The following is a 24083-nucleotide window of genomic DNA, read 5'->3' on the forward strand; positions in this document are numbered from 1 at the left end:
GAGCGCGCCGTCGCCCAGCCCGCGCCCGTAGAATGGCGGGGATGATCGCCTCCCCGTACGCAGAGCAGCTCGCTCGCATTCCCGTGCGGGAGCACCGCATCGACGTGGCCGGCACCGAGACCGCCTGGTGGGAGTACGGCGACGAGCGCGCTCCCGTGCTCGTGCTCGTGCACGGATTCCGCGGCGACCACCACGGACTCGAACCGGTCGTCGCGCAGCTGCCCGGCTTCCGCATCGTCTCACCCGACCTGCCGGGCTTCGGCGATTCTGCGAACTTCGCCGACCGCCCCCACGACATCGACGGCTACGCGGCCTGGCTGACGGCGTTCGTCGCCGCGGTCGGCATCGAGGGCCGCTTCGCGCTGCTCGGCCACTCATTCGGCTCCATCATCGCTGCGGCGGCGGTTGCCGGCGGGCTCGCGCCTGAGCGGCTCGTGCTCGTGAACCCGATCGGAGCGCCGGCACTCGAGGGTTCCCGCGGTGTCATGACCCGACTCGCCGTGTTCTACTACCGCATGGCTGCCGCACTGCCCGAGCGCGCGGGCTTCGCGCTCCTGCGCAACGGAGCGATCGTCCGGGTCATGAGCGTGACCATGGCGAAGACCCGGTCGAAGACGCTCCGGCGCTGGATCCACGACCAGCACGATCGTTACTTCTCGGCGTTCGGCGATCGCGACGCCGTGCTCGAGGCGTTCCAGGCCTCCGTGAGTCACGACGTGCGCGAATACGCTCCGCAGATCGACGTGCCGACGCTCCTCGTCGCCGCCGAGCGCGACGACGTCACCCCGATCGCCGCCCAGCACCTGCTCGTCACCCTGTTCCCCGATGCCACGCTCGAGGTCATCCCCGAGGTGGGCCACCTCATCCACTACGAGACCCCCGGCGACGCCGCGGCGCGCATCCAGAAGTTCCTGCGCTCCGGAGCACGCGCGTGAGGCTCGTCGTCGACTGCCGGTACATCCGCATCGGGCAACACGACGGCATCAGCCGGTTCACGGCCGGCATCGTGACCGAGCTCGGCAAGCGGCATCCGCTCACCATGCTCATCAGCGACCACCGGCAGCTCGAGATGCTGCCGCCGTTGCCGTGGCAGCTCGTGAGCGCGGTCACGAGCATCCGTGAACCGTTCGTGGCGCTGCAGGTGAGAAAGCTCCGGCCCGATCTCGTCTTCACGCCGATGCAGACGATGGGCTCCTGGGGCCGCGACTATCGCCTCCTGCTCACCGTGCACGATCTCATCTACTACGAGAACCGCACCCCGCCGCGCGACCTGCCGGTCGCCGTGCGCCTGTTGTGGCGGCTCTATCACCTCGCGTGGTGGCCGCAGCGGATGCTGCTGAATCGCGCCGATGGCGTGGTCACCGTCTCGCAGACCACAGCGGCGCTCATCCGCGAACACCACCTCACCGATCGTCCTGTCACGGTGGTGCCGAACGCCGCCGACGACGACCTCGGCCGCCCAGAACTTCCCCGGCGCAGCCCCGCCGCGAATCGGCTCGTCTACATGGGTTCGTTCATGCCCTACAAGAACGTCGACACGCTCGTGCGCGCCGTCGCCGCGCTGCCCGACCACGAGCTGCACCTCCTGAGCCGAATCACTCGAGACGAGCGCACCCGGCTCACGAGGCTCGCGCCGCAGGCGAGACTCGTCTTCCACGACGGCGTGACCGATGCCGAATACGCCGAACTGCTCGCCGGCGCCACGGCCCTCGTCACGGCCTCGCGGGCCGAGGGCTTCGGCATCCCGCTCGTCGAGGCAATGCGGCTCGGCACCCCGGTCGTCGTGAGCGACATCCCGATCTTCCGCGAGATCGGCGGCGCGGCGGCGATGTTCTTCGATCCCGACAATCCCGAGGCACTCGTGGCCGCGTTGTGGGCGCTCGAGCGCGAGGGGGAGTGGGAGCGCCGTTCGGCGGCAGCGGTCGAAGCCGCGGCGGGGTACACCTGGAGCGCGTCCGCCGAGCGGCTGCTCGATCTCATGCAGCGCACGGTCGCGCCAGGATCACGTCGGCGCCGACGCAGCGCCCGCGCCTGAACGCTCCGAGCTCAGGCCACGCGGGGCGGATTACGCCAGCAGCGCGGCGGCCATGGCCGTGAGCGTCTCGCTCGCGCCGGCGTGGATCTTCACGACGGCGCGGCTGTCGCCCTTCGTGATGCCGCGGTTCACGACGATGATGGGCAGCCGCCGCCGGCGTGCCTGCTCGATGAGCCGCATGCCCGAGTTCACGACGAGCGACGAGCCCGCGACGAGCAGGACATCGGCCGATTGCACGAGCGACGCCGCGGACTGGAAGATATCGGCCGGCACGAACTCGCCGAAGAAGACGACGTCGGGCTTCAGCACCCCGCCGCAGACGGTGCACGCGGGAATGGCCATGGCCTCGACGTCGTCGACCTGCACGTCGCCGTCGGGCGCGAGGCGGATCGAGGTGCCGAGTTCGATCTCCGGGTTCAGTTCGGTGAGCCGGTCGGCGATCGCCTGGCGCGCATAGTGCTGGCCGCAGATCACGCACAGCACGCGATCCATGCTGCCGTGGAGTTCGACGACGTGACGACTGCCCGCGCGGCGGTGCAGCCCGTCGACGTTCTGCGTGACGATGCCCGAGACGACCCCGCCCGCTTCGAGCCGTGCGAGTGCCAGGTGACCGGTGTTCGGCCGGGCGCTTCCGAAGCTGCGCCATCCGAGGTGACTTCCTGCCCAGTACCGCTTGCGCGACGTCTCGGAGGCCATGAACGCCTGCACCGTCATCGGCGTGCGCACGGGCGCACCCTCACCGCGATAGTCGGGAATGCCCGAGTCGGTGCTCACGCCGGCGCCCGTCAGCACGGCCACTCGCGCGCCCCGCATGAGGCCGATCGCCTCTTCGAGCCGGGCGTCGGTCGTTACCGGTGCTCCGGTGCCAATTGACACACGTCTCCCTTCGACGGTGGTCTGATTCTAGACGTCTCGGTTTTCCGGTATGTTTCGCGCACTGGCAAGCTGGAGGCGAGGAGACCAATGCACATCGAGCGAGTCCGCGACGCGGCATCCGACACCGTCGCCGACTACGCGCGGCTCACCGACGTGACCCTGCGGAGTGTGAACGAGCCCGAGCGGGGGCTCTACATCGCCGAGTCGGCGAGGGTCATCCGCAGGGCGATCGCCGCGGGGCACCGGCCGCGCTCGGTGCTCATGGAGGAGAAGTGGCTGCCAGGACTGCAGGAGGCCCTTGCCCCGTTCGACATCCCGGTGCACCTCGCCGACCCCGACCAGCTCGAGGCGATCACCGGGTATCGCGTGCACCGCGGGGCCCTCGCCGCGTTCGAGCGGCCTGAGCTGCCCGATCCCGCGGAGCTGCTCGCCGGGGCGCGCCGTGTCGTGGTGCTCGAGGACATCGTCGACCACACGAACGTCGGCGCGATCTTCCGCTCGGTCGCGGCGCTCGGCGCCGATGCGGTGTTCATCAGCCCTCGCTGCGCCGATCCGCTCTATCGCCGGAGCGTTCGCGTGAGCATGGGCACGGTCTTCCAGGTGCCGTGGACCCGGCTGCCCGAGTGGCCTGAGGCGGAACGGATGCTGCGCGCCCATGATTTCGCCATCGCCGCGCTCGCCCTCGCAGACGAGGCCGTCTCGCTCAGGGCCCTCGCGGCCGATCCGCCCGCCCGGCTCGCCGTCGTGTTCGGCGCCGAGGGCGACGGGCTCAGCCGGAACGCACTTGCGGCAGCCGACACGGTCGTCACGATCCCGATGTCGCACGGTGTCGACTCCCTGAACGTCGCGGCCGCCGCCGCCGTCGTGCTCTACGCGCTCAGCGCCGACGATTAGGCTCGAACGGATGTCACAGCAGTTGCCGACCCTCTCGCGCGAGCGCCGACCCGATCGCACCAAGACCTACCGGCGCCGGCGCATCGTCGTCTTCGGCTCACTCGCGGTGGTGCTCGCCCTGCTGCTCACCGGCGGCGTGTACGCGGGCAACGCGCTCGGCGCTCCGATCCCCGCTGCGCAGCCGTCGGTGTCGACTCCCGATCAGATCGTCGCACCGGCGCAACCGCTCGCACTGCCGGGCTTCGGCGGCTACGCGGTCGGAGCCGTCGGATTCGACGGCCTGCTCGCCGCGAGCCCCGACCAGTCGCTCATGCCCATCGCGAGCATCACGAAGATCGTCACGGCACTGCTCATCCTCGAGGCCAAGCCGCTCGCGACGGGTGAGGAGGGCCCCGGCATCGAGTACACCGAAGCCGACGTCGATCTCTACTGGCAGGTCGTCGCCGAGAACGGCTCGGTCGCCCCCGTCAGCGCGGGGAGCACCTTGAGCGAGCGGCAGAGCCTCGCGGCGATGCTCCTCGCGTCGGGCAACAACTACGCCATCTCCCTCGCGACCTGGGCGTACGGGTCGATGGAGGCGTTCCTCGACGCCGCCCGAGGCTGGCTCGATGAGCACGGGCTCGAGAACACCCGGCTCGTCGATTCGAGCGGTATCTCGCTCGACAACGTGAGCACGCCCGCCGAGCTCGTCGAACTCGGCGAGATCGCCCTCGCCGACCCAACGGTCTCCGAGCTCGCCGCGACGCAGAGCATCGACCTGCCCGTGATCGGCACCGTCAAGAACTCGAACAAGATGCTCGGCACCCACGGCGTCGACGGCATCAAGACGGGCACGACCGACGACGCGGCGAACCTGCTGTTCTCCGCGGACTACCCGGTCGGCTCCCAGGTCGTCACGGTCGTCGGCGTGGTGCTCGGCGGCGAGAACCACACCGTGCTCGACGAGGCCATCGCCGCCCTCCTCGACAGCATCGCGCCCGGATTCCACGAGGTCACGGCGCTCGAGGCCGGCCAGGAGCTGGCGTCGTATTCCACGGCGTGGGGCGACACCGCCCATGCACGTGCGGCGGAAGGGGCATCCGTCGTCATCTGGAGCGACACCCCGGTCGACGTCGAGGTCGTGGCCGCTCCAGTCACCGTCGCGGCGAGCGGCGCCGAGGTCGGTACGGCAACGGTGCGAGCCGGCACGCAGGAGATCCGCGTCGCGCTCGAGCTCGACGCGGCGATCGAGGATCCGGGCGCTTGGTGGCGATTGTCGAATCCCGGTGCCCTCGAAGCAGGGGCTCAGCCGCCGCGCGAGTAGGGCCCGGCATCGGGCCGCTTCGCCGTGACGAAGTCGCCCGAGGACTGGTGCCGCACCCGGCGGAGCACCCACGGCACCAGGTACTCGCGAGCCCACGCGAAGTCTTCGACGCGAGCCTGGCGCCAGGTGCTGAGGGGCAGGGGCTCGGGCTTCAGCGGCTCGAGCGAGTTCTCGACGTTGAGCGCGGCGAGCACCATGCGCGCGACCGTGTGGTGACCGAGCGAGTTGAGGTGCAGTCGGTCGGGCGCCCACATGCGCTGGTCTTGAATGGTGGTGAGCGCCCACAGGTCGGCGACGATGCAGTCGTACTTCGCGGCGATCGTACGGAGGTTCTCGTTGTAGATCGCGACCTTGCCGCGGATCCCGCGGAACACCGGGGAGAAGCCGACGTCGACGCCCGTGAAGATCACGATGGTGGCACGGTCGCGTGAGAGCCGCTCGATCGCGTACTGGAACCTGCCCGCGATCTCGTCGGGGTCGGTGCCGGGGCGGATGACGTCGTTACCTCCCGCAGAGATCGTGATGAGGTCGGGGTGCAATGCGAGCGCGGGCTCGAGCTGTTCGTCGATGATCTGCTGAATGAGCCTGCCCCGCACGGCGAGATTCGCGTAGGCGAAATCGTCGACGCCCTGGCCGAGCACCTCGGCCACGCGGTCGGCCCAGCCCCGATGGCCGCCCGGCACATTGGGATCGGGATCGCCCATGCCCTCAGTGAACGAGTCGCCGATGGCGACAAAGCGAGACCAGGGGTGCTGCTGCGTGACCATGACTCCATTGTGCACTCGTCGTGGTTCGGGGATGTCGGCCGCCTCGGGTAGCCTCGAATCCAGTGAGCACCGCGACCCCCTCCGGCCCCCTGCCGGGCACCTCGGCCGCCGAGCACCTCTCTCCGTCCTTCCCAGAGCGCGCCGCATGGGGAACGGCGAGCAAGCTGCGCGCGTGGCAGGCCGAAGCCCTCGAGCTCTACCTGGCCGAACAGCCCCGAGACTTCCTCGCTGCCGCCACGCCCGGCGCCGGCAAGACCACGTTCGCCCTGCGCCTGGCGGCCGAACTGCGCGCCCGCCGGGTGATCGACCGCATCACTGTGGTCGCCCCCACCGACCACTTGAAGCGACAGTGGGCGGATGCCGCGGCGCGCGCCGGCATCCGCCTCGACCCCGGATTCCGCAATGCCCACGGCCGCAGCGCGCGGCACTTCCACGGGGTCGTCGTGACGTACGCCCAGGTCGCCATGCGGCCGGCACTGCATCGGGAGCTCACGCTCTCGGGCCGCACCCTCGTGATCCTCGACGAGGTGCACCACGGTGGCGACGCATTGTCGTGGGGCGACGCGATCCGCGAGGCGTTCGAGCCGGCGACCAAGCGATTGTCGCTCACCGGCACGCCGTTCCGGTCCGACACCGCGCCGATCCCGTTCGTGCAGTACGAGCCCGACGCCTCCGGGGTGCGCGTCTCGAAGAGCGACTACAACTACGGCTATGCGCGGGCGCTGCACGACGGTGTCGTGCGCCCGGTGCTGTTCATGGTCTACGCCGGCCACATGCGCTGGCGCACGAGGGCCGGTGACGAGATGGAGGCGAAGCTCGGCGAGGACAACACGAAGGACATCACGTCGTCGGCGTGGCGCACGGCCCTCGAGCCCACAGGAGAGTGGATTCCGGCTGTGCTGCGCGCTGCAGACCGGCGGCTCACCGAGGTGCGGCACGGGATCCCCGACGCCGGGGGGCTCGTGATCGCGACCGACCAGTCGACGGCGCGCGCCTACGCGAAGATCCTCGAGGAGATCTGCGGCGAGCCGGTCACGGTCGTGCTCTCCGACGAGAAGGAGGCGAGCTCGCGCATCGAGGAGTTCTCGGGCAACACGAGGCGATGGATGGTCGCGGTGCGCATGGTGTCCGAGGGCGTCGACGTGCCACGGCTCGCCGTGGGCGTCTACGCGACGAGCGCCTCCACGGCCCTGTTCTTCGCGCAGGCGATCGGCCGCTTCGTGCGGGCGAGGCGGCGCGGTGAGACCGCATCGGTGTTCCTGCCGAACGTGCCCGGGCTGATGGCGCTCGCGGCGCAGCTCGAGCTCGAGCGCGATCACGCGCTCGATCGTCGAAGCGGCGATGACGACGATGATGGGCTCCTCGACGACCAGCTACTGAACGCGGCGAACCGCGAGGAACGCGCGTCCGAGGAGGCCGGACTCGGCACCTGGGAGGCGATCGGGTCCGATGCCTCCTTCGACCGCGTGCTCTACGACGGAACCGAGTTCGGCACGCTCGCAGAACCCGGCAGCGACGAGGAGTTCGACTTCATCGGCATCCCGGGGCTGCTCGAGCCCGACCAGGTCGCAGAGTTGCTGCGCCATCGGCAGTCACGGCAGTCCCGGCGCGCGGGTGAGCGCCGACGGCAGGTCGCCGAAGAGGAGAAGCCCGAACCGGTCGCCCTCTATCGCACGCTCAAGGAGCAGCGCTCGCTCCTCAACAGCCTCGTCGGCCTCTGGGCGAGGCACACGGGCGAGGCGCACTCGCAGGTGCACGCCGAGTTGCGGCGCGTCTGCGGGGGGCCTGCGGTCGCGCAGGCCAGCGTCACGCAATTGCAGGCCCGCATCGAGCTGTTGCGGCGGCGGCTCGGCAGTCGCTGAGCCGGCCGGCGGGACTCCAGGGTGTCCGCGGTCGCGGTGAGCATGGCGCGCATGGACCGCCGAACTCGCGTACTCGGTCGAGCTCGGCGGAGGGCCCTCTTTGCACGACGACGGTGCCTGATGGCTCGAATCGAACAGATTCTGCGTATCGAGGTTACTTGCCGTGCAGGATCCATGCGACAATCTTCGAACATCGAATGTTCTGCATTCCGATTTGTCAGGAGGCCCGTCGTGGCGCAGAAACCCGAACTCGACCGCGTAGACCGGGCGCTGCTGCAGGCGCTCTCCTCGAATGCACGCGCCTCGGGCGCCGCTCTCGCCGCCGAGGTGGGGGTCGCCGAGTCGACCGTATCGCTTCGGCTCCGTCGGCTGCAGGCGCTCGGCACCGTTCGCGGGTACCGCGTCGACGTCGACCTCGCCTCACTGGGCGTCTCGTTGCAGGCGCTCATCGCGATCCGGCTCGTGAAGCACGATCGCAGCGAGATCGACGCGTTCCGTGCGCAGGTGCCGCACCTGCCCGGCGTACTTGGCGTGTTCCACATGGCGGGCGCCGAGGACTATCTCCTCCACGTTGCCGCTCGCGATGCCGAGGAACTCCGCCAGTTCGTGCTCGATCACCTCACGGGACATCCGGCGGTCGCGCACACGGAGACGAATCTCATCTTCGAGCATGTTGACGGCGACGGCTGGAACCGCCTCGTCGGCTGACGCACCGCCGGCTCGTTCGGCGCTCCGAAAACCTGCCAGTTCCGCCGGGTGGGCGCCCCCCACAATGATCGCGCCGATATCGTGGCTGACGGCCGCGATCGCGGCGTGGACGCGACGGGGCGGGCGAGCGCCGAGCGGATCGCCGAGCCTCTGGTGAACGGATGGAGCACGAGTGACCGAGCAGTCGAGCGGATCGGCGGGCGAGCGCGCCAGGTGGCGCCGCTACCTCGCCGACGAGCGCGCCGAGGCTGCGGTCTACCGGGAGCTCGCAGCGCGCCGCGACGGCGAGGAACGCGAGATCCTCCTCGCCCTCGCCGCCGCCGAGGGGCGTCACGAAGCGCACTGGCTCGCCCTGCTCGGCGGCGACGACGCCGGGACACCCCGCGCCGACGTCCGCACCCGCATGCTGACCGCCCTCGCCCGTCGCTTCGGCTCGATCTTCGTGCTCGCACTCGCGCAACGCGCCGAAGCACGGTCTCCCTATGCGAACGATCCCGATGCCACGGCGGCGATGGCGGCCGACGAGCGGATCCACGGCGAGGTCGTGCGCGGGCTCGCGTCGCGTGGCCGACGCCGCCTGGCCGGATCCTTCCGCGCGGCGGTCTTCGGCGCGAACGACGGGCTCGTGTCGAACCTGGCCCTCGTGCTCGGCATCGGAGCGACCGGCGTGCCCGCCGCTGTCGTGCTGTTCACGGGCATCGCGGGCCTCCTCGCCGGGGCGCTCTCGATGGGCGCCGGTGAGTACGTCTCGGTGCGCTCGCAGCGTGAACTGCTCGAGGCATCCGCTCCCGATCCCACCGCTCGCGAGGCCCTGCCCGACCTCGACATCGACGCGAACGAACTCGCCCTCGTCTACCGCGCACGCGGCATGGGGGAGCAGGAGGCGATCGAGCATGCCGCCCTCGTCGTCGCTCGTGTGCACGCAGCGGAGCAGACCGCACCCCCCACCGAGTCGCTCGCCATCGTTCACCACGACGACGAAGCGATCGGCACGGGGCTGTCGGCCGCGGTCTCGAGCTTCCTCTTCTTCGCGTCCGGTGCGCTCATCCCGGTGCTGCCCTACCTCTTCGGCCTGACCGGTGCCGCCGCCATCGTCACGGCCACCGTGCTCGTCGGCATCGCATTGCTCGCCACGGGTGCGACGGTGGGCCTGCTCTCGGGTGCGTCTCCGCTGAAGCGGGCGCTGCGCCAGTTGGCCATCGGACTCGGGGCCGCCGCGGTCACCTACCTGCTCGGGCTCGCATTCGGCACGACGATCGCCTGAGTCAGCGCGCCGTCGTCACGAAGTCGATGAGCTCCTCGACGCGGCCGAGCAGCGTCGGTTCGAGATCGCCGTAGCCGCGCACCTGCCCGAGGATGCGCTGCCAGGCGCGGGCGATGTCGGCCTGCTCCTCGTGTGGCCATCCGAATGCCTCGCAGATGCCGTGCTTCCACTCGATGCCGCGGGGAATCTCGGGCCAGGCGTCGCGGCCGAGGCGTGCGGGCTTCACGGACTGCCAGATGTCGATATACGGATGCCCCACCACGAGCACATGCGCTCCATGCGGCCCGCGCCGTGCGGCGTCGGCGATGCGCTGCTCCTTCGATCCGGGCACGAGGTGGTCGACGAGTACGCCGACACGCCGGCCGGGACCCGGTCGGAACTCGTCGAGCACGTCGCCGAGCACGTCGACTCCCTCGAGGTACTCGACGACGACGCCCTCGATGCGGAGATCGGCGCCCCACACCTTTTCGACGAGTTCGGCGTCATGCCGGCCCTCGACGAAAATGCGGCTCGGCAACGCGACTTTCGCCGGAGCCGACGCGACGGCGAATGAGCCCGAGGCGGTGCGAAGCCGGCCGGCCGGCGCCTTGGGTTTCGGCACGACGAGCTCCACCACCTTCCCCTCGACGAGGAAGCCGTGCCCGAGCGGGAACATGCGCCGTGCGCCGAACCGGTCTTCGAGGGTCACGGTCTGCTTCTCGACGGCGACGACGGCGCCGCAGAAGCCGTTGCTCGCGAGTTCGACGACGAGGTCGCGTTCGGCCTCGACGACCGGGATCGTGCGGCGGCCGCGTGCCTTCCAGTCGCCGGCGAGCACATCGCCGCCGTACCGATCGTGGCTGATGGGGTCATGGGGCGTAGCGGGCACCGGTCGAGGCTAACGGACGCCGGCGGCCGCTGTCGTGACCGACGCGCTCACGCGACGTCGACGGGTTGCCGCTGACGAGTGCGGCGCTGCAGCAGCAGCGTCCAGATGCCACCCGCGACGGCGACGGCCGCCCCTGTGCCGAACGCCCACGGGATTCCGAATGGTCCGGCGATCAGGCCGAGCGCGATCGGTCCGAGACCGAGCCCCAAGTCGAGGGCCGCACTGGCGGTGCCGGAAGCCGCACCTCGCTGCGATGGCGTCGCTGTCGAGAAGATCGCGGAGAAGAACGCCGGAGTGCTGAATGAGACGCCGACGGCCATGATGACAACGCCGACCAGGAGCCCCACCGGGGTCTGCCAGACGGCGACGAGACCGAGCCCGGCGCCGATCACGCCGAGTGCTGCGGCACCGAGCGGGAGTGACGGCAATCGGTCGGGCACGCGCGCGAATGCGATCCTGCACACCACGACGACCGTGCCGTAGAGGAAAAGCGCAAGGCTCGCCTGGTTCAGGCCGATACGCACCGCGTACAGGGAGGCGAAGGTGAGGAAGCCGCCGATCGCGACGAGCGACGTGATGAATCCGATCGAGATCGGGATGGCGGGCCGATGGATGATCCGGCGGGGCGAGAGGTCGGGCGAGGCGTCGGCCGAGGTGTCCTCCCGGGTCTCTCCGATCAGCAGCGTCAGCGCTGCGGCGAGCGCGGCGAGCGCTGCGGCGCCCAGCCAGGCGATGCCGAATCCCCAGGCCTGCACGAGGATCTCGCCGAGCGGGGGCCCGAGCGCGATTCCGAGATAGAGGCCGAGGGAGTTGTACGAGAGCGCCTCGCCCAACCGCTTGGCCGGTGCGAGGTCGGCGAGCGCCGCGAAACCCGCGACGAAGAAGGCGGCCTCGGCCACGCCGGCGAGCAGGCGCAGTGCGACGATCACGAAGAGATCTTCGGCCAGCGCGATGAGTGCGAGGCTGACGGCGGCGAGCACTGCGCCACCGAGGAGGAGGGGCAGGCGGCCGTAGACGTCGGCGATCCGGCCGGCGAAGGGTCGCAGCACGAGCGCAGACACCGCGAACACGCCGAACGCGAACCCCGCACCGACCTCGTCGCCACCGACGGGACCGGTCACGTAGAGGGGCAGGGCGAAGATCGCCACGCCCACTGCAGTGAAGTAGGCGAGATCTGAGATCCCGAGCGCGATGAACTGGCGCGTGAAGAGCCGCTCAGTCGGCTGCCGCCGCTTCATGGTTCATCGCCCCGGAAGGTGTTCGCGGCGGATCGTGTCTCAGCCACACGCCCACTGTATTCCTGATGCGCCCGGGCGCGCCGATCTGTTCGCCTGCGCCGACGTGTTCGCCCGTCAACGGAAGTCGCGTGAGCGGCCGGGCGCCGACACGATGAGCCGTTCGAATCGATCGGCGACGAGGTTCGTGACGCCCTCGGGCGACCGCTCGAGCATGCCGCGCACGATCATCGCGGGCGCTTCGCGTGCCACTCGCCGGTATCGGTTCCACACGCCCACCCCAGCGATGACGTTGAGGGTGCCCGATTCGTCTTCGATGTTCAGGAAGGTGATGCCGCTCGCCGTCGCCGGCCGCTGGCGGTGGGTCACGACTCCGCCCACTTCGATGCGCCGGCCGGTCTCCGCGTGCTGCAGCCGATCGATGCGGATCGCGCCGCGTTCGTCGAGTCGCTCGCGCACGTGCCGGATGGGATGGTCGTCGGGGGAGATGCCCGTGGCCCAGAGGTCGTAGACGACCTGCTCGGCGGGGGTGAGCATCGGCAGCAACGGAGGCTGCACCACGACGACGGAGCCCTGCAGGTACTCGGCGCGGTCTTCTGCAGCCTCACCGGCGAGCCAGAGGGCTTCTCGGCGCTCGAGTCCGAAGCCGGAGAACGCGCCGGCTGCGGCGAGCGCCTCGAGCTGTTCGGCGCTGAGCGCCGCGCGACGTGAGACGTCGGCCATGTCGCGGTACGGCCCGCGCGCGTCACGCTCGGCGACGATGCGTTCTGCGACGGCGGTGCCGATCGACGAGACGTCGGCGAGGCCGAGCCGCACCGCGAAGGCCGCATCACGGCGATGCTCGGCGGAGCGATCGGGTGCGTGCATGTCGAACTTCCCGACGGGCGGTTGTGCGGGATCGATGCACGAGTCGAGGCCGCTTGGCGCGCGCGATCCGCGCTGCCGATCGCCAGCACCGGATGCCTCGGATGCCCCGGCCGCCGTGAATGTCCCCGCCACCCCGATCGCCTCGAGTCCCGCGTGCACGCCGGAGCGCAGGATGTCGGGCCGGAGCATCTCGACGCCGTGCCGCCTCGCGTCGGCGGTGAGCGTCTGTGGCGAGTAGAACCCCATCGGCTGGGCGCGCAGCAGCGCGGCGAGGAATGCGGCGGGGTAGTGCAGCTTCAGCCACGAGCTCGCGTAGACGAGCAGGCCGAAGCTGATCGCGTGGCTCTCGGCGAAGCCGAAGTTCGCGAAGGCCTCGATCTTCGCGTAGATCGAGTCGGCGACGTCGGGTTCGATGCCGTTGCGCTCCATGCCCGCGTAGAGCTTCGACTTCAGGCGTTCGATCTTCTCGACGCCGCGCTTGGAGCCCATCGCCCGCCGCAAGAGGTCGGCGTCGGCAGCGCTGCAGTCGCCGACGGCGACCGCCATCTGCATGAGCTGCTCTTGGAAGAGCGGCACCCCGAGGGTGCGTTCGAGCACCGGCTCGAGCTTCGGGTGCAGGTAGCTCACCTCTTCCTCGCCGGTGCGGCGGCGGATGTAGGGGTGCACCGCACCGCCCTGCACGGGCCCCGGACGGATCAGCGCGATCTCGACGACGAGGTCGTAGAAGCAGCGTGGCTTCAGGCGGGGGAGCGTGCCGATCTGCGCGCGGCTCTCGACCTGGAAGACGCCGATCGAGTCGGCACGGCACAGCATGTCGTAGACCGCGGACTCCTCTTTGGGGATGGTGGCGAGCTCCCATGTCTCGCCGGTGGTCTGCTGCACGAGGTCGAACGTGTACTGCAGCGCCGCGAGCATGCCGAGGCCGAGCAGGTCGAACTTCACGAGCCCCATCCACGCGCAGTCGTCTTTGTCCCACTGGAGTACCGTGCGGCGCTCCTTGCGGGCGTGCTCGATGGGGCACACTTCGCCGACGGGGCGGTCGGTGAGCACCATGCCGCCGGAGTGGATGCCGAGGTGGCGTGGGAAGGTGAGCACCTGCTCGGCGAGCTCGACGACGGCATCGGGGATGTCATGGTCGTCGGTCGAGACCATCGCACCCCAGCGCTCGACCTGTCGCGACCACGCGTCCTGCTGGCCGGTCGAGTAGCCGAGCGCCTTCGCCATGTCGCGCACCGCGGCCTTCGGCCGGTAGCTGATGACGTTCGCGACCTGCGCGGCGTTGTGCCTGCCGTACTTGTCGTAGACGTACTGGATGACTTCTTCGCGCCGGTCGGAGTCGAAGTCGACGTCGATGTCGGGCTCCTCGTCTCGGAGCGCGGAGAGGAACCGCTCGAAGGGCAGCCCGTAGCCGATCGAGTCGACCGCGGTGATGTCGAGCACATAGCAGACGGCGGAGTTCGCCGCCGACCCGCGGCCCTGGCAGAGGATGCCGCGGCTGCGGGCCTCGCGCACGATGTCGTACACGATGAGGAAGTAGCCGGGGAAGTCCTTCTGCTCGATGACGTCGAGCTCGCGGGCGATGCGCTCCCGCACGTGCTCGGGCAGGCCGGGATAGCGTCGTTCGGCACCCGCCCACGCGAGCTCGCGCAACCAGCTCATCGGCGTGTGGCCGGCCGGCACCTTCTGCTGCGGCAACCGCGGCTTCGCGCTCCGCAGCCGGAAGCCGAGCTCTTCGGCGAGTCGTACCGAGTGCTCCACCGCACCGGGATACCTGGCGAAGCGCTGCGCCATCTCGGCCCCGCTCCTGAGATGCAGCCCATCGGATGCCGGGAGCCAGCCGTCGAGCTCGTCGAGGCTGCGCCGCGCCCGCACGGCGGCCAGCGCGCTCGCGAGCCGGTGCTCGGACGGGCTCGCGTAGTGCACGGCGTTCGTCGCGAGGAGCGGAAGCCCCGTGCGTTCGGCGAGCTCGGCAAGGGCGTCGTTCGCCTCCTGATCGAGCGGATGCCCGTGGTCGAAGAGCTCGACGACGACGTTCTCGCGGCCGAAGAGGGCGACGAGACGGTCGAGCTCGCGCCTCGCGGCATCCGGCCCCTCGGCGGCGAGCGCTCGCCTGACGGCTCCCTTGCGACAGCCCGTCAGCACCGCCCACTCGCCGCCCGCGCGCTCACCGAGCTCGTCGAGGGAATAGACCGGACGGCCCTTCTCACCGCCCGCGAGCTGGCCTGCGGTGATCGCGGACGCGAGGCGGTGGTAGCCCTCTTCGCGGCGAGCGAGGACGAGCAGGTGCTCGCCTTCGGGGTCGGCCGAACCGTTCTGCGGCGCGGTCAGGCCGAGCGAGAGCTCGGCGCCGAACACGGTCGCCAGTTCGGGGAAGCTCTCGGCGGCCTCGGCGAAGTGCACGATGCCGTAGAAGCCGTCGTGGTCGGTCATGGCGAGCCCGGTGAGGCCGAGGCGCTGCGCCTCCTCGACGAGTTGCTCGGGCGTCGAGGCGCCGTCGAGGAAACTGAACGTCGAGTGCACGTGCAGCTCGGCGTAGGGCACGACCGGACCGGTCGGGGCCTCGAGCCCCTCAGAGGGGCGGTACGGATGGCGCTTCCGGCTCCACGCCGGACTGTCGCCGCCGTCGGCGATGAGCGGGGGCCCTCCCGGCCGCCGTGCGTCGGAGAGCTTGCGCTCGAGCTCCGACCACGGAATGGCGGGATTGTTCCAGCCCATGGCTAGTCGTACCTCGCTTCGGCCCACCAGCCCTCGTCGTCGCGCACGAGGAGCCAGGCGCATCCGTCGTCGTCGACGATCTGGAAGCGGTGCACGCGCTTGGCATGCTCGGCGTCCCACCAGCGCTCCACGACCGGCCAGGGGCCTGCCCAGGCCCGCACCGGGGCCGGCGTGCCACCGCTGACGGCGAAGACCTCGGGGGTCGCGGTGATCGCACCTCGCCCGTCGATCGCGACGGTGACCCCGCCGGAACCTTGGAGCGCGATCGGCAGTCGCTCGCGGAAGACGCTCGCGGGGGCGAGCGCGGGCAGGCTCCCGGGCCATGGCGCATCGCTCGGGCGCTCGGGGGCACGGTCGCCCCACGGCACGAGCACCTGCCGGTCGGCGAGCATGCGCCCTCCGCCGATCGTCGCGGTCACGACGCCCTCGTGCCCGAGCATGCTCTGCACGCGCGTGAGGCCGTGATGCACGCGTTCGTCGGGTCCGCCGCCCCAGAGTCCCTCTTCGTGGTTGCCGGTGGAGTCGATGCGCTCGGGCACGACCCGCAACCGCACGATGGGGGAGGCGAGCCCGCTCGCGGTGCCCGCGCCCTGCAACTGCCAGCGCACCCGGTCGACGACGTCGGCGGGCGTGAACCACTGCGGGTGCAGCCAGCTGCGGCTGGAGTGCCCGCCGCCTTCGTCGTCGAGCTCGACGCGGATGCCGGTGCACACGAGCCGCACCGCCCGCATGCGCTCGATGAACTCCTCGGCGAGCACGCGGAAGGCGAAGGCGAGCTGGTCGATGCGGTCGAGCGGCGGCTCGAACTCCTGCTGCACGGCGAACTCGGGCGGCGGCGTGCGGGCGATCACCCTGGCCTGCTCGCGCCCGGCTGCGCGGTCGTGGGCGAAGGCCCCTGCTGCGCCGAAACGCCGCCGCACATCTTCTCGCGGCAGCTCGGCGAACTCGCCGAGCGTGCGCACTCCGAGCCGGTTGAGCAGGGTCGTCGTGCGGGTGTCGGTGACGAGACCGACGGGCAGCGGGGCGATGAATGCAGCGGATGCCCCGGGCGCCACGATGCCCACGGGAGACGCCGTGGCGGCCCGCGCCGCCTGCTCGGCCGCGAACGGCCCGTCGGCGATGCCGACCCTCGCTCCGGGCACCCCGAGCTCGGCGACGGTGGTGAGCAGGGCCGCAGCCGCGGCATCCTCGCCGCCGTAGTAGCGGGCGGGACCCCTCGCTCGCATCGCGAGCGAGCCGGGGCGGATGAGCTGCACGCCCGGCACGGTCTCTTCGACCCGGCGCACGACGGGCTCGAAGATGCGCGCATCGAGCGCGGCGTCGTAGTCGAGCACCACGACCTCGGGGGAGCGGTATTGCGCCTCGCGGAGCTTCAACCCGCGGATGACCCCGTCGCGGCGGGCGGCTGCCGAGCAGGCGAAGACGAGTCCAGACCGGATGAGGGCGATCGGCTGCCCGGGATCGAGCGCACGCTCGCGGCACGCCGCGAGGATCGGCCAATCGGGGCACCAGAGCACGATCGTGCGGGAGAGCTCGGAAGTCATCCGGTGGCCCGCCGTTCGACGTCGCCGAGGGGAACCGGCTCGGCCCACTCGGGTTCGACCCGGGTCGGCAGGGTGCGCACCCGCTCGGGGAGCGGCAGCGCCTCGCCGGCAACCGCGAACCCGAGGGAGCGATCGGGCAGGAGGAGCCGCGATCGGGCACGCCGCCCGAACCCGCCTCGACCGGCGGCGCTCACGACGACCTCGCGTTCACGCAAGCGGCCGTGCCCGCGTTCGAGCCCCTGCCACTCGCTCTCTTCGAGGCCGAGTCTCGCGTCGCTGCCCGGCCACTCGCCCGCGACGAGCAGGGTCGAGCCGCGCTGGCGGAGCCTCGCCGAGAGCCGGGACGCCTCGGCGGGCGACACCCGGCCGACGGGCCGCACGGCGACCATGGGGATGACGTCGGCGAGGGCGGCGACCACGGTGAGCCATTGCCCGCCGGGATCGGGCACGAGCACGAGGCGGTCGAGCACGATGCCGAAGCGTGAGGCGGCCTCGACGCCGAAGTCGGGCAGCCCGACGACCGCGACCCAGCGCCCGCTCGCCGAGGGGGCCGCGAGCAGTGCCATGAGCAGTGTCGTCGATCCCTCGACCTGCACGACCGTGCCCTCGCGGAGGGTGCCGCCCGGCAGCACCGATTCGAATGCCGGATGCGTCGGCACGGCCTTCGAATCGAGCCGCGTCGCCTGCATGCCGCTGATTCGGGCCTGCAGCTCTTCAACACGCTCGAGCCGCGCAGGTGCGGGCGAGGCCGTGGTGAGGGGAGCGGTCATGGTCATACCCCAGTTTCGAACATATGTTCGAAGAGGGCAAGTCGGGAATGCCGACTGTCCACGTCGTGCGCACAACGCAGCCTTAACGCGAGAAGGGCCGGATCTCGATGATCCGGCCCTTCTCGACACATCGTGCGCGAGGGGGGACTTGAACCCCCACGCCCGTTAGGGCACTAGCACCTCAAGCTAGCGCGTCTGCCATTTCCGCCACCCGCGCATGTGTCTGGCCACCCGATCGCTCGGAGGCCCGAGAGAAGACATTAGCACGGATTACTGGGTGCCTCGAACGCCGGCAGGGCCCCGCTGGTCGCCGTCTGCGGTGGCGGCTAGCGTGAAGTTCATGGCCGAGTCATCCGCAGTCCAGAACCCGACCCCAGAGCTCGATGAGACGGCCGAGATCGCGCGCGACCTGATCCGCATCGACACGAGCAACTACGGCGAAGGGCGGGCGAACGGCGAGCGCGAGGCGGCCGAGTACGTCGAGGCGAGGCTCACCGCGCTCGGCCTCGCCCCGAGGCTCTACGAGCCCGAATCCCGCCGCACGAGCGTGGTGGCCAGGGTGCCGGGACGCAACCCCGCCAAGCCCGCGCTCGTGCTGCACGGCCACCTCGACGTCGTGCCCGCCGACGCCCGCAACTGGAGCGTCGACCCGTTCGCGGGGGAGATCCGCGATGGCATGCTCTGGGGCCGCGGCGCCGTCGACATGAAGGACATGGACGCCATGATGCTCACGGCGCTCGGCGACATCATCGGCTCCGGGTCGCAACCCGAGCGCGAGCTCATCGTCGCGTTCTTCGCCGACGAAGAGGCCGGCGGCGGCCTCGGTGCGAGCTGGCTCGTCGACGAGCATCCCGAGCTCTTCGAGGGCGCCACCGAGGCGATCAGCGAGGTCGGCGGCTACTCGATCGCCGTCGACGGGAAGCGCGCCTACCTCTTGCAGACGGGGGAGAAGTCGCTCATCTGGGTCCGGCTCGTCGCGCACGGGGTCGCCGCGCACGGCTCGCGCCTCGTTCGCGACAATGCGATCACGAAGCTCGCCGAGGCCGTCGCGCGGCTCGGGCGGACCGAATGGCCGGTCCGCCTCACCGACACGACGCGGGAGCTCCTCGGCGAGATCGCCGGCGTCCTCGGCGTCGATCCCGAGCGGGTCTCGCCCGATGAGCTCGCCCTCGCGACCGGCTCCGCCTCGGGATTCATCACCGCGACGCTCCGCACGACGTCGAATCCCACGCTGCTCGCGGGCGGCTACAAGCACAACGTCATCCCCGATCGGGCGGAGGCCCTCGTCGACATCCGCACGCTCCCGGGCGAGGAGGACGCGGTGCTCGCCGAGATCCGAGAGCTCCTGGGGCCCGAGATCGTCGTCGAGATCGTGCACCGCGACGTGGGGCTCGAGAGCCCGACATCCGGCGCCCTCGTAGATGCCGTGCGACGCTCGATCGCCGTGCACGACCCCGGCACCCCGGTGTTCCCCTACCTGCTCTCGGGTGGCACCGACAACAAGTCGCTCAGCCGGCTCGGCATCGCCGGCTATGGCTTCGCGCCACTGAGGCTGCCAGAAGGCTTGGACTTCCCGGCGATGTTCCACGGGGTGGACGAACGCGTGCCGCTCGACGCATTAGTCTTCGGTAGGCACGTTCTGCGGGACCTGCTCCTCGACTACTGACGGTCTCGATCCTCCGGCGTTCCGCGGAGGCGGAAGGCGGATGCCCACGTGTTCGAAGCGCTCATCCTCGGCCTGGTGCAAGGGCTGACCGAGTTCCTGCCGATCTCCTCGAGCGCCCACCTGCGCATCCTCGGCGAGTTCCTGCCCGGAGCGCACGACCCGGGGGCGGCGTTCACCGCGATCACCCAGCTCGGCACCGAGACCGCTGTCGTGGTGTTCTTCTGGCGCGACATCGTGCGTATCGTCTCGCACTGGTGGGGTTCGCTCTTCGGGAAGGTGCCGCGTAGCGACCCCGACGCACGCATGGGCTGGCTCATCATCATCGGCTCGCTCCCGATCGTCGTGCTCGGCATCCTCTTCCAAGCCGAGATCGAGACGAGCCTGCGCTCCCTCTGGATCGTCGCGACGATGCTCATCGTCTTCGGCATCGTGCTCGGCCTCGCCGACTGGGCCGGTGAGAAGCGGCGCACGCTCGACCAGCTGACCGTTCCGCACGGCGTGATCTTCGGGTTCGCGCAGGCGCTCGCGCTCGTGCCGGGCGTGTCCCGCTCGGGCGGCACGATCACGGCCGGCCTGCTGCTCGGCTACGAGCGTCCGGCGGCGGCGCGCTACGCCTTCCTCCTCGCGATTCCGGCGGTCTTCGGCAGCGGCCTGTTCCAGGTCTTCAAGAGCTGGGGGCAGCCGTCCGTATACGGCCCGATCGAGACGGCCGCGGCGACGATCCTCGCGTTCTTCGTCGCCATCGTCGTGATCGCGTTCTTCATGAACTACATCTCGAAGCGCAGCTTCCTGCCGTTCGTGATCTACCGCATCCTCCTCGGCGGCCTCATCTTCGTACTGCTCGGCACGGGAGCCATCCAAGCCTGACGAATGACGGATGCCGCGGCGCCGCGGCATCCGCCGGCGTGCGACCTCAGCGGCACGGCCGCATCACTCGCGCGGCCGCCACGGCTCGTCGCGCGGGCCCTCGCCCCGACCGTCGGCGCGACCCTCGGGGCCCTCGCCGCGTCGCCGGAGGTACCGCTCGAACTCCTGCGCGATCGCCTCGCCGCTCGCCTCTGGGGCATCGACGGCATCTCGTGCCTGCTCGAGTTGCGTGATGTAGCCGGCCATCTCGTCGTCGTCGGCGGCAAGGGCGTCAACGCCCGCCTCCCACGCCTTCGCGTCGGCCTCGAGGTTGCCGCGGGGGATGCTGAGCCCGGTGAGCTCCTCGAGCTTGCCGAGAAGGGCGAGCACCGCCTTCGGCGAGGGTGCGTTGTGCACGTAGTGCGGAACCGAGGCCCACAGCGAGACCGTGGGGATGCCCACTCGCTCCGCCTGGTCGGCGAGCACGCTGAGGATGCCGACGGGTCCTTCGTAGTTGGAGCGCTCCACGCCGAGCGCGGCCCGCACGTCGGGGTTCTCGCTCGAGGCGAACACCGAGAGCGGCCTCGTGTGCGGCGCGTCGGCGAGCATCGCGCCGAGCAGCACGATGCCCTCGACGTCGGCGGTGAGCGCCGCGTCGATGAGCTCGGCCGCGAAGCCCTTCCAACTGCGCGCCGGCTCAGCGCCGATGAGCACGTGCAGCGTGCCGGCGCCGGGGCCGGTGACGCGGTCGTCGTCGAGCTCGTCACCGCTCGGGCCGAGGATCGCGGCACCCGGCCACTCGATGCGACGGTCGCCGTCGTCACCGACGACGATGGTGGGTCGCGTGAACTGGTAGTCGAAGTAGAGTTCGGGGTCGACGGCGGCGATCTCGACCAGGCCGAGTCGCTCGACGAGCAGCCTCGCCGCTCCGGTCGCCGCCTCGCCGGCGTCGTTCCATCCCTCGAATGCCACGACGAGCAGCCTTCCGCCCTCGAATCCGGCCGGCTGAATCACTCCTGGTGCCCCGCTTCCCGCCCCGGATCTCCGGGTTCCCCTCCACAATAGGCCGTGCCCGTAGACTTGCGGGTTGTGACTACACGCCTGCCTGCCGCCGTCCTCTGGGACATGGACGGAACCCTCGTCGACACCGAGCCGTACTGGATGACCGCCGAAGAGGAGCTCGTGGGCTCCTTCGGCGGCACCTGGACCCATGAAGACGCCCTCGCGCTCGTCGGCACCGGCCTGTGGGAGGCTGCGACGGTGTTCCAGTCCTTCGGCGTCGACCTCGATGCCGACACGATCGTCGCGCGCCTCACCGGGCGCGTGAGCGAGCAGCTCGTCGCGCACGGCGTGCCGTGGCGCCCGGGGGCGCGCGAACTGCTCGAGGCGCTGCGCGAGGCATCCGTTCCCACGGCGCTCGTCACGATGTCGGTCCGGTCGATGGCCGATGAGGTCGTGGCCGCGATCCCGTTCGAGGCGTTCGACGTGATCGTCACGGGCGATTCGGTGACGGAGGCCAAGCCTCACCCCGAGCCCTACCTCACCGCCGCCGCCGAGCTCGGCGTCGACATCCGCGATTGCGTCGCCATCGAGGATTCGCCTGCCGGCGTCATGTCGGCCTTCAGTGCCGGGGCCGTGGTGGTCGGCGTGCCGAACATCCTGTCGCTCGACGACACGCCCGCGAGCGTGCTCTGGACGACCCTCGCCGGCAAGTCGGTGGCGGATGTCGCAGCGCTCGTGCCTGCACGGGAGAAGAGCCGATGAGCGAGCCGGTCAGCGAGTCCACGCACGAACCGACGAACGAGCCCAGGCATGAGAGCAGGGGCCAGCAGAGCGGCCCGTTCCGCGTGGGCGACCGCGTGCAGCTGACCGGCCCGAAGGGCCGCATGCACACGATCACCCTCCAGCCCGGTGCCCTCTTCCACTCGCACAAGGGCCCGATCGCGCACGACGATCTCATCGGGCTGCCAGACGGCTCCGTCGTCGCGAACAAGGTCGGAATCGAATACCTCGCCCTCCGGCCCTTGCTCAGCGACTTCGTCATGTCGATGCCGCGCGGCGCGGCGATCGTCTATCCGAAGGACGCGGCGCAGATCCTCGCGCAGGCCGACATCTTCCCCGGCGCCACCGTCGTCGAGGCCGGAGTGGGCTCCGGCGCGTTGTCGCTCTGGCTGCTTCGCGGGATCGGCCCCGCGGGTCGCCTGCTCTCGTTCGAGCGCCGTGAGGAGTTCGCCGATGTCGCGCGCGGCAACGTCGCAACCTTCCACGGCGCCGACCCCGAGAACTGGTCGATCACCCTGGGCGACCTCGCCGAGGTGCTGCCCGACCTGGCGCCCGAGGCATCCGTCGACCGCGTCGTGCTCGACATGCTCGCGCCGTGGGAGTGCCTCGACGTCGTCTCGACGGCGCTGAAGCCGGGCGGCGTGCTGCTCTGCTACATCGCGACCGCCACGCAGCTCTCCCGGGTCGCCGAGGCGATCCGGGCGACGGGGGAGTACACCGAGCCGAGCTCGAGCGAGACGATGGTGCGCGGCTGGCACGTGCAGGGGCTCGCGGTTCGGCCCGACCACCGCATGATCGCGCACACCGGATTCCTCATCACCGCCCGCCGCCTCGCGCCGGGCACGGTGCTGCCCGAGCTCAAGCGCCGTCCATCGAAGACCGAGTTCAGCGACGAGGATTTCGAGGCGTGGACCCCGGGCGCCCTCGGCGAGCGATCGGTCAGCGACAAGGCGTTGCGCAAGCGCGTCAGGGCTGCGGATGCCGCTGCCGAGCGCTCCCGTGCGGGGAACGGCCCGGGCACCGAACCCCCGGCCGAAGCCGGGTAGGCTTTCAACGACTTTTCACCGCCCCCGCGACCATCGAAGAATCGAGGATCAGTGCGCTCGTCTCTCGCGCTCATCGCCACCGCCGGCCTCGTCGCCGTCGCGCTCTCCGGTTGCGCCGCCGCGCCTGCACCCCAGGCTTCGGCGGGCGACTCGTCCGATGCCGTCACCGTGTCGGGCAAGTTCGGCGAGGCACCGAAGGTCGATTTCCCGACGCCGCTGTCGCCGGGCGAGACGCAGTGCACCGAGGTCATCGCAGGCGAAGGGGAGCTGCTCCAGGAGGGCCAGCTCGTGCTGCTCGGCGCGTCGTTCTTCAATGGCACCACTGGTGAGGAGCTGCGGGCCATCGGCTACGACGACCAACCAGCGCCGCTCGCACTCGGCGGTGAGAAGACGGCGATCGCCTTCACGAAGGGCCTGAGTTGTGCCCGAGAGGGTTCCCGCGTCGTGATCGTGGCTCCCTCGGAAGAGATCATCCCCCCGGGTGAAGATCCGGAGAGTGCCAAGGGCGGCGACAGCATCGTGGCGGTGTTCGACGTGCAGCGCGCGTTCCCGGGTCACGCCAATGGAACGCCTCAGCTCACGCGCGACGGGTTCCCGGCAGTCGTACTCGCGCCCGACGGTCGACCAGGAATCACCGTGCCGAAGGGTGATCCGCCGACGAAGAAGGAGTCCGAGGTCGAGGTGCTGAAGCGGGGCGCCGGTGGGGTCGTCGAAGACGGCGACACGGTCGTCGCGCAGTACACGGGAGTAACTTGGGCCGACGGAAAGGTCTTCGACTCGAGCTGGAAGAGCGGCACGCCGGTGACGTTCACCGTCGGTACCGGCGAGGAGTCACAAGTGGTTCCTGGCTTCGCGAAGGCGATCATCGGGCAGAAGGTCGGCTCCCAGGTCGCCGTGATCGTGCCGCCGTCCGAAGGCTACGGCGACCAAGCCAGCGAAAAGATCCCGGCCGGCTCCACCCTGTTCTATGTCATCGACATCCTGGGTACCTACTGAGCCCGTGCAGGCAGCCATTGCCCGCCCGCGGGCCAGTAT

The 24083-nt window shown here is 70.5% G+C and carries 20 protein-coding genes and 1 tRNA gene; 12 read left to right on the top strand and 9 right to left on the bottom strand.

Annotated features, from left to right (window positions below; genetic code table 11):
• Positions 1-41: 41 nt before the first annotated feature.
• Positions 42-935, top strand: coding sequence for an alpha/beta fold hydrolase (locus tag J7E25_RS12970; protein WP_214870526.1), 894 nt, complete (start codon positions 42-44; stop codon positions 933-935).
• Complete coding sequence (locus J7E25_RS12975) at positions 932-2035, top strand: glycosyltransferase family 1 protein (RefSeq protein WP_214870527.1); 1104 nt, start codon at positions 932-934, stop codon at positions 2033-2035. Before J7E25_RS12970 ends, J7E25_RS12975 begins: the two co-directional genes overlap by 4 nt.
• A gap of 30 nt (positions 2036-2065) precedes the next feature.
• On the opposite strand, the gene J7E25_RS12980 is transcribed toward J7E25_RS12975, so the two are convergent.
• Entirely contained in the window at positions 2066-2848 is a 783-nt protein-coding gene (locus J7E25_RS12980) for a Sir2 family NAD-dependent protein deacetylase (protein WP_214870631.1), read from the bottom strand.
• Positions 2849-2998: 150 nt separating this feature from the next.
• Between J7E25_RS12980 and J7E25_RS12985 the strand changes: the two genes are divergently transcribed.
• The gene (locus J7E25_RS12985; protein WP_214870528.1) at positions 2999-3805 is read left to right on the top strand and encodes an RNA methyltransferase; all 807 of its coding nucleotides are present in this window, start codon (positions 2999-3001) and stop codon (positions 3803-3805) included.
• Positions 3806-3815: 10 nt separating this feature from the next.
• Positions 3816-5108: a D-alanyl-D-alanine carboxypeptidase family protein gene (locus tag J7E25_RS12990; RefSeq protein ID WP_214870529.1), complete on the top strand. Its 1293-nt coding sequence runs from the start codon at positions 3816-3818 to the stop codon at positions 5106-5108.
• Here the strand turns inward: J7E25_RS12990 and J7E25_RS12995 are convergent.
• Complete coding sequence (locus J7E25_RS12995) at positions 5090-5875, bottom strand: SGNH/GDSL hydrolase family protein (RefSeq protein WP_214870530.1); 786 nt, start codon at positions 5873-5875, stop codon at positions 5090-5092. The genes J7E25_RS12990 and J7E25_RS12995 overlap by 19 nt on opposite strands.
• A 62-nt stretch (positions 5876-5937) precedes the next feature.
• Between J7E25_RS12995 and J7E25_RS13000 the strand changes: the two genes are divergently transcribed.
• The 3 genes from J7E25_RS13000 (at position 5938) to J7E25_RS13010 (ending at position 9709) form a co-directional block, all read left to right on the top strand.
• On the top strand, positions 5938-7737 hold the full coding sequence (locus J7E25_RS13000; RefSeq protein ID WP_214870531.1) for a DEAD/DEAH box helicase: 1800 nt from the start codon (positions 5938-5940) through the stop codon (positions 7735-7737).
• A gap of 231 nt (positions 7738-7968) precedes the next feature.
• The gene (locus J7E25_RS13005) at positions 7969-8445 is read left to right on the top strand and encodes an Lrp/AsnC family transcriptional regulator (RefSeq protein WP_308164553.1); all 477 of its coding nucleotides are present in this window, start codon (positions 7969-7971) and stop codon (positions 8443-8445) included.
• A gap of 172 nt (positions 8446-8617) precedes the next feature.
• Positions 8618-9709: a VIT1/CCC1 transporter family protein gene (locus J7E25_RS13010; RefSeq protein WP_214870533.1), complete on the top strand. Its 1092-nt coding sequence runs from the start codon at positions 8618-8620 to the stop codon at positions 9707-9709.
• 1 nt (position 9710) lies between these two features.
• Here the strand turns inward: J7E25_RS13010 and J7E25_RS13015 are convergent, their stop codons facing one another.
• From J7E25_RS13015 to J7E25_RS13040, 6 genes are all read right to left on the bottom strand, one after another.
• The gene (locus J7E25_RS13015) at positions 9711-10577 is read right to left on the bottom strand and encodes a DUF3097 domain-containing protein (protein ID WP_308164554.1); all 867 of its coding nucleotides are present in this window, start codon (positions 10575-10577) and stop codon (positions 9711-9713) included.
• A 47-nt stretch (positions 10578-10624) separates the two neighbouring features.
• Positions 10625-11815: an MFS transporter gene (locus J7E25_RS13020; protein WP_214870534.1), complete on the bottom strand. Its 1191-nt coding sequence runs from the start codon at positions 11813-11815 to the stop codon at positions 10625-10627.
• Positions 11816-11929: 114 nt separating this feature from the next.
• On the bottom strand, positions 11930-15394 hold the full coding sequence (locus J7E25_RS13025) for an error-prone DNA polymerase (RefSeq protein ID WP_214870535.1): 3465 nt from the start codon (positions 15392-15394) through the stop codon (positions 11930-11932).
• 2 nt (positions 15395-15396) lie between these two features.
• Positions 15397-16938 (bottom strand): DNA polymerase Y family protein, encoded by a 1542-nt coding sequence (locus tag J7E25_RS13030; RefSeq protein WP_214870536.1) that lies wholly within the window; start codon positions 16936-16938, stop codon positions 15397-15399.
• Positions 16935-17708 carry a hypothetical protein gene (locus tag J7E25_RS13035; protein ID WP_214870537.1) on the bottom strand — a complete coding sequence of 258 codons (774 nt, stop codon included), beginning with the start codon at positions 17706-17708 and terminating at the stop codon, positions 16935-16937. Before J7E25_RS13035 ends, J7E25_RS13030 begins: the two co-directional genes overlap by 4 nt.
• Positions 17709-17841: 133 nt before the next feature.
• Positions 17842-17925 (bottom strand) — tRNA-Leu (locus J7E25_RS13040).
• 123 nt (positions 17926-18048) lie between these two features.
• Between J7E25_RS13040 and J7E25_RS13045 the strand changes: the two genes are divergently transcribed.
• Together J7E25_RS13045 and J7E25_RS13050 are read left to right on the top strand one after the other, a co-directional pair.
• A complete protein-coding gene (locus tag J7E25_RS13045) occupies positions 18049-19374 on the top strand; it encodes a M20/M25/M40 family metallo-hydrolase (protein ID WP_214870538.1) in 1326 nt (441 codons plus the stop codon).
• Between the two features lie 48 nt (positions 19375-19422).
• Positions 19423-20241 carry an undecaprenyl-diphosphate phosphatase gene (locus J7E25_RS13050; protein ID WP_214870539.1) on the top strand — a complete coding sequence of 273 codons (819 nt, stop codon included), beginning with the start codon at positions 19423-19425 and terminating at the stop codon, positions 20239-20241.
• A 63-nt stretch (positions 20242-20304) separates the two neighbouring features.
• Here J7E25_RS13050 and J7E25_RS13055 read toward each other — a convergent pair whose 3' ends face one another.
• Complete coding sequence (locus J7E25_RS13055) at positions 20305-21201, bottom strand: PAC2 family protein (RefSeq protein ID WP_214870633.1); 897 nt, start codon at positions 21199-21201, stop codon at positions 20305-20307.
• Between the two features lie 108 nt (positions 21202-21309).
• On the opposite strand from J7E25_RS13055, the gene J7E25_RS13060 reads away from it, so the two are divergent.
• Genes J7E25_RS13060 through J7E25_RS18365 form a run of 3 tightly spaced genes read left to right on the top strand, consistent with a single transcriptional unit; the run spans position 21310 to position 24044 of the window.
• Positions 21310-21984 carry an HAD family phosphatase gene (locus J7E25_RS13060; RefSeq protein WP_214870540.1) on the top strand — a complete coding sequence of 225 codons (675 nt, stop codon included), beginning with the start codon at positions 21310-21312 and terminating at the stop codon, positions 21982-21984.
• The gene (locus J7E25_RS13065) at positions 21981-23048 is read left to right on the top strand and encodes a tRNA (adenine-N1)-methyltransferase (protein ID WP_214870541.1); all 1068 of its coding nucleotides are present in this window, start codon (positions 21981-21983) and stop codon (positions 23046-23048) included. Before J7E25_RS13060 ends, J7E25_RS13065 begins: the two co-directional genes overlap by 4 nt.
• Before the next feature lie 51 nt (positions 23049-23099).
• Entirely contained in the window at positions 23100-24044 is a 945-nt protein-coding gene (locus J7E25_RS18365; RefSeq protein ID WP_214870542.1) for an FKBP-type peptidyl-prolyl cis-trans isomerase, read from the top strand.
• Positions 24045-24083: the final 39 nt, after the last annotated feature.

The sequence above is a fragment of the Agromyces sp. ISL-38 genome (assembly GCF_018613935.1).
Classification (GTDB): Bacteria; Actinomycetota; Actinomycetes; order Actinomycetales; family Microbacteriaceae; genus Agromyces.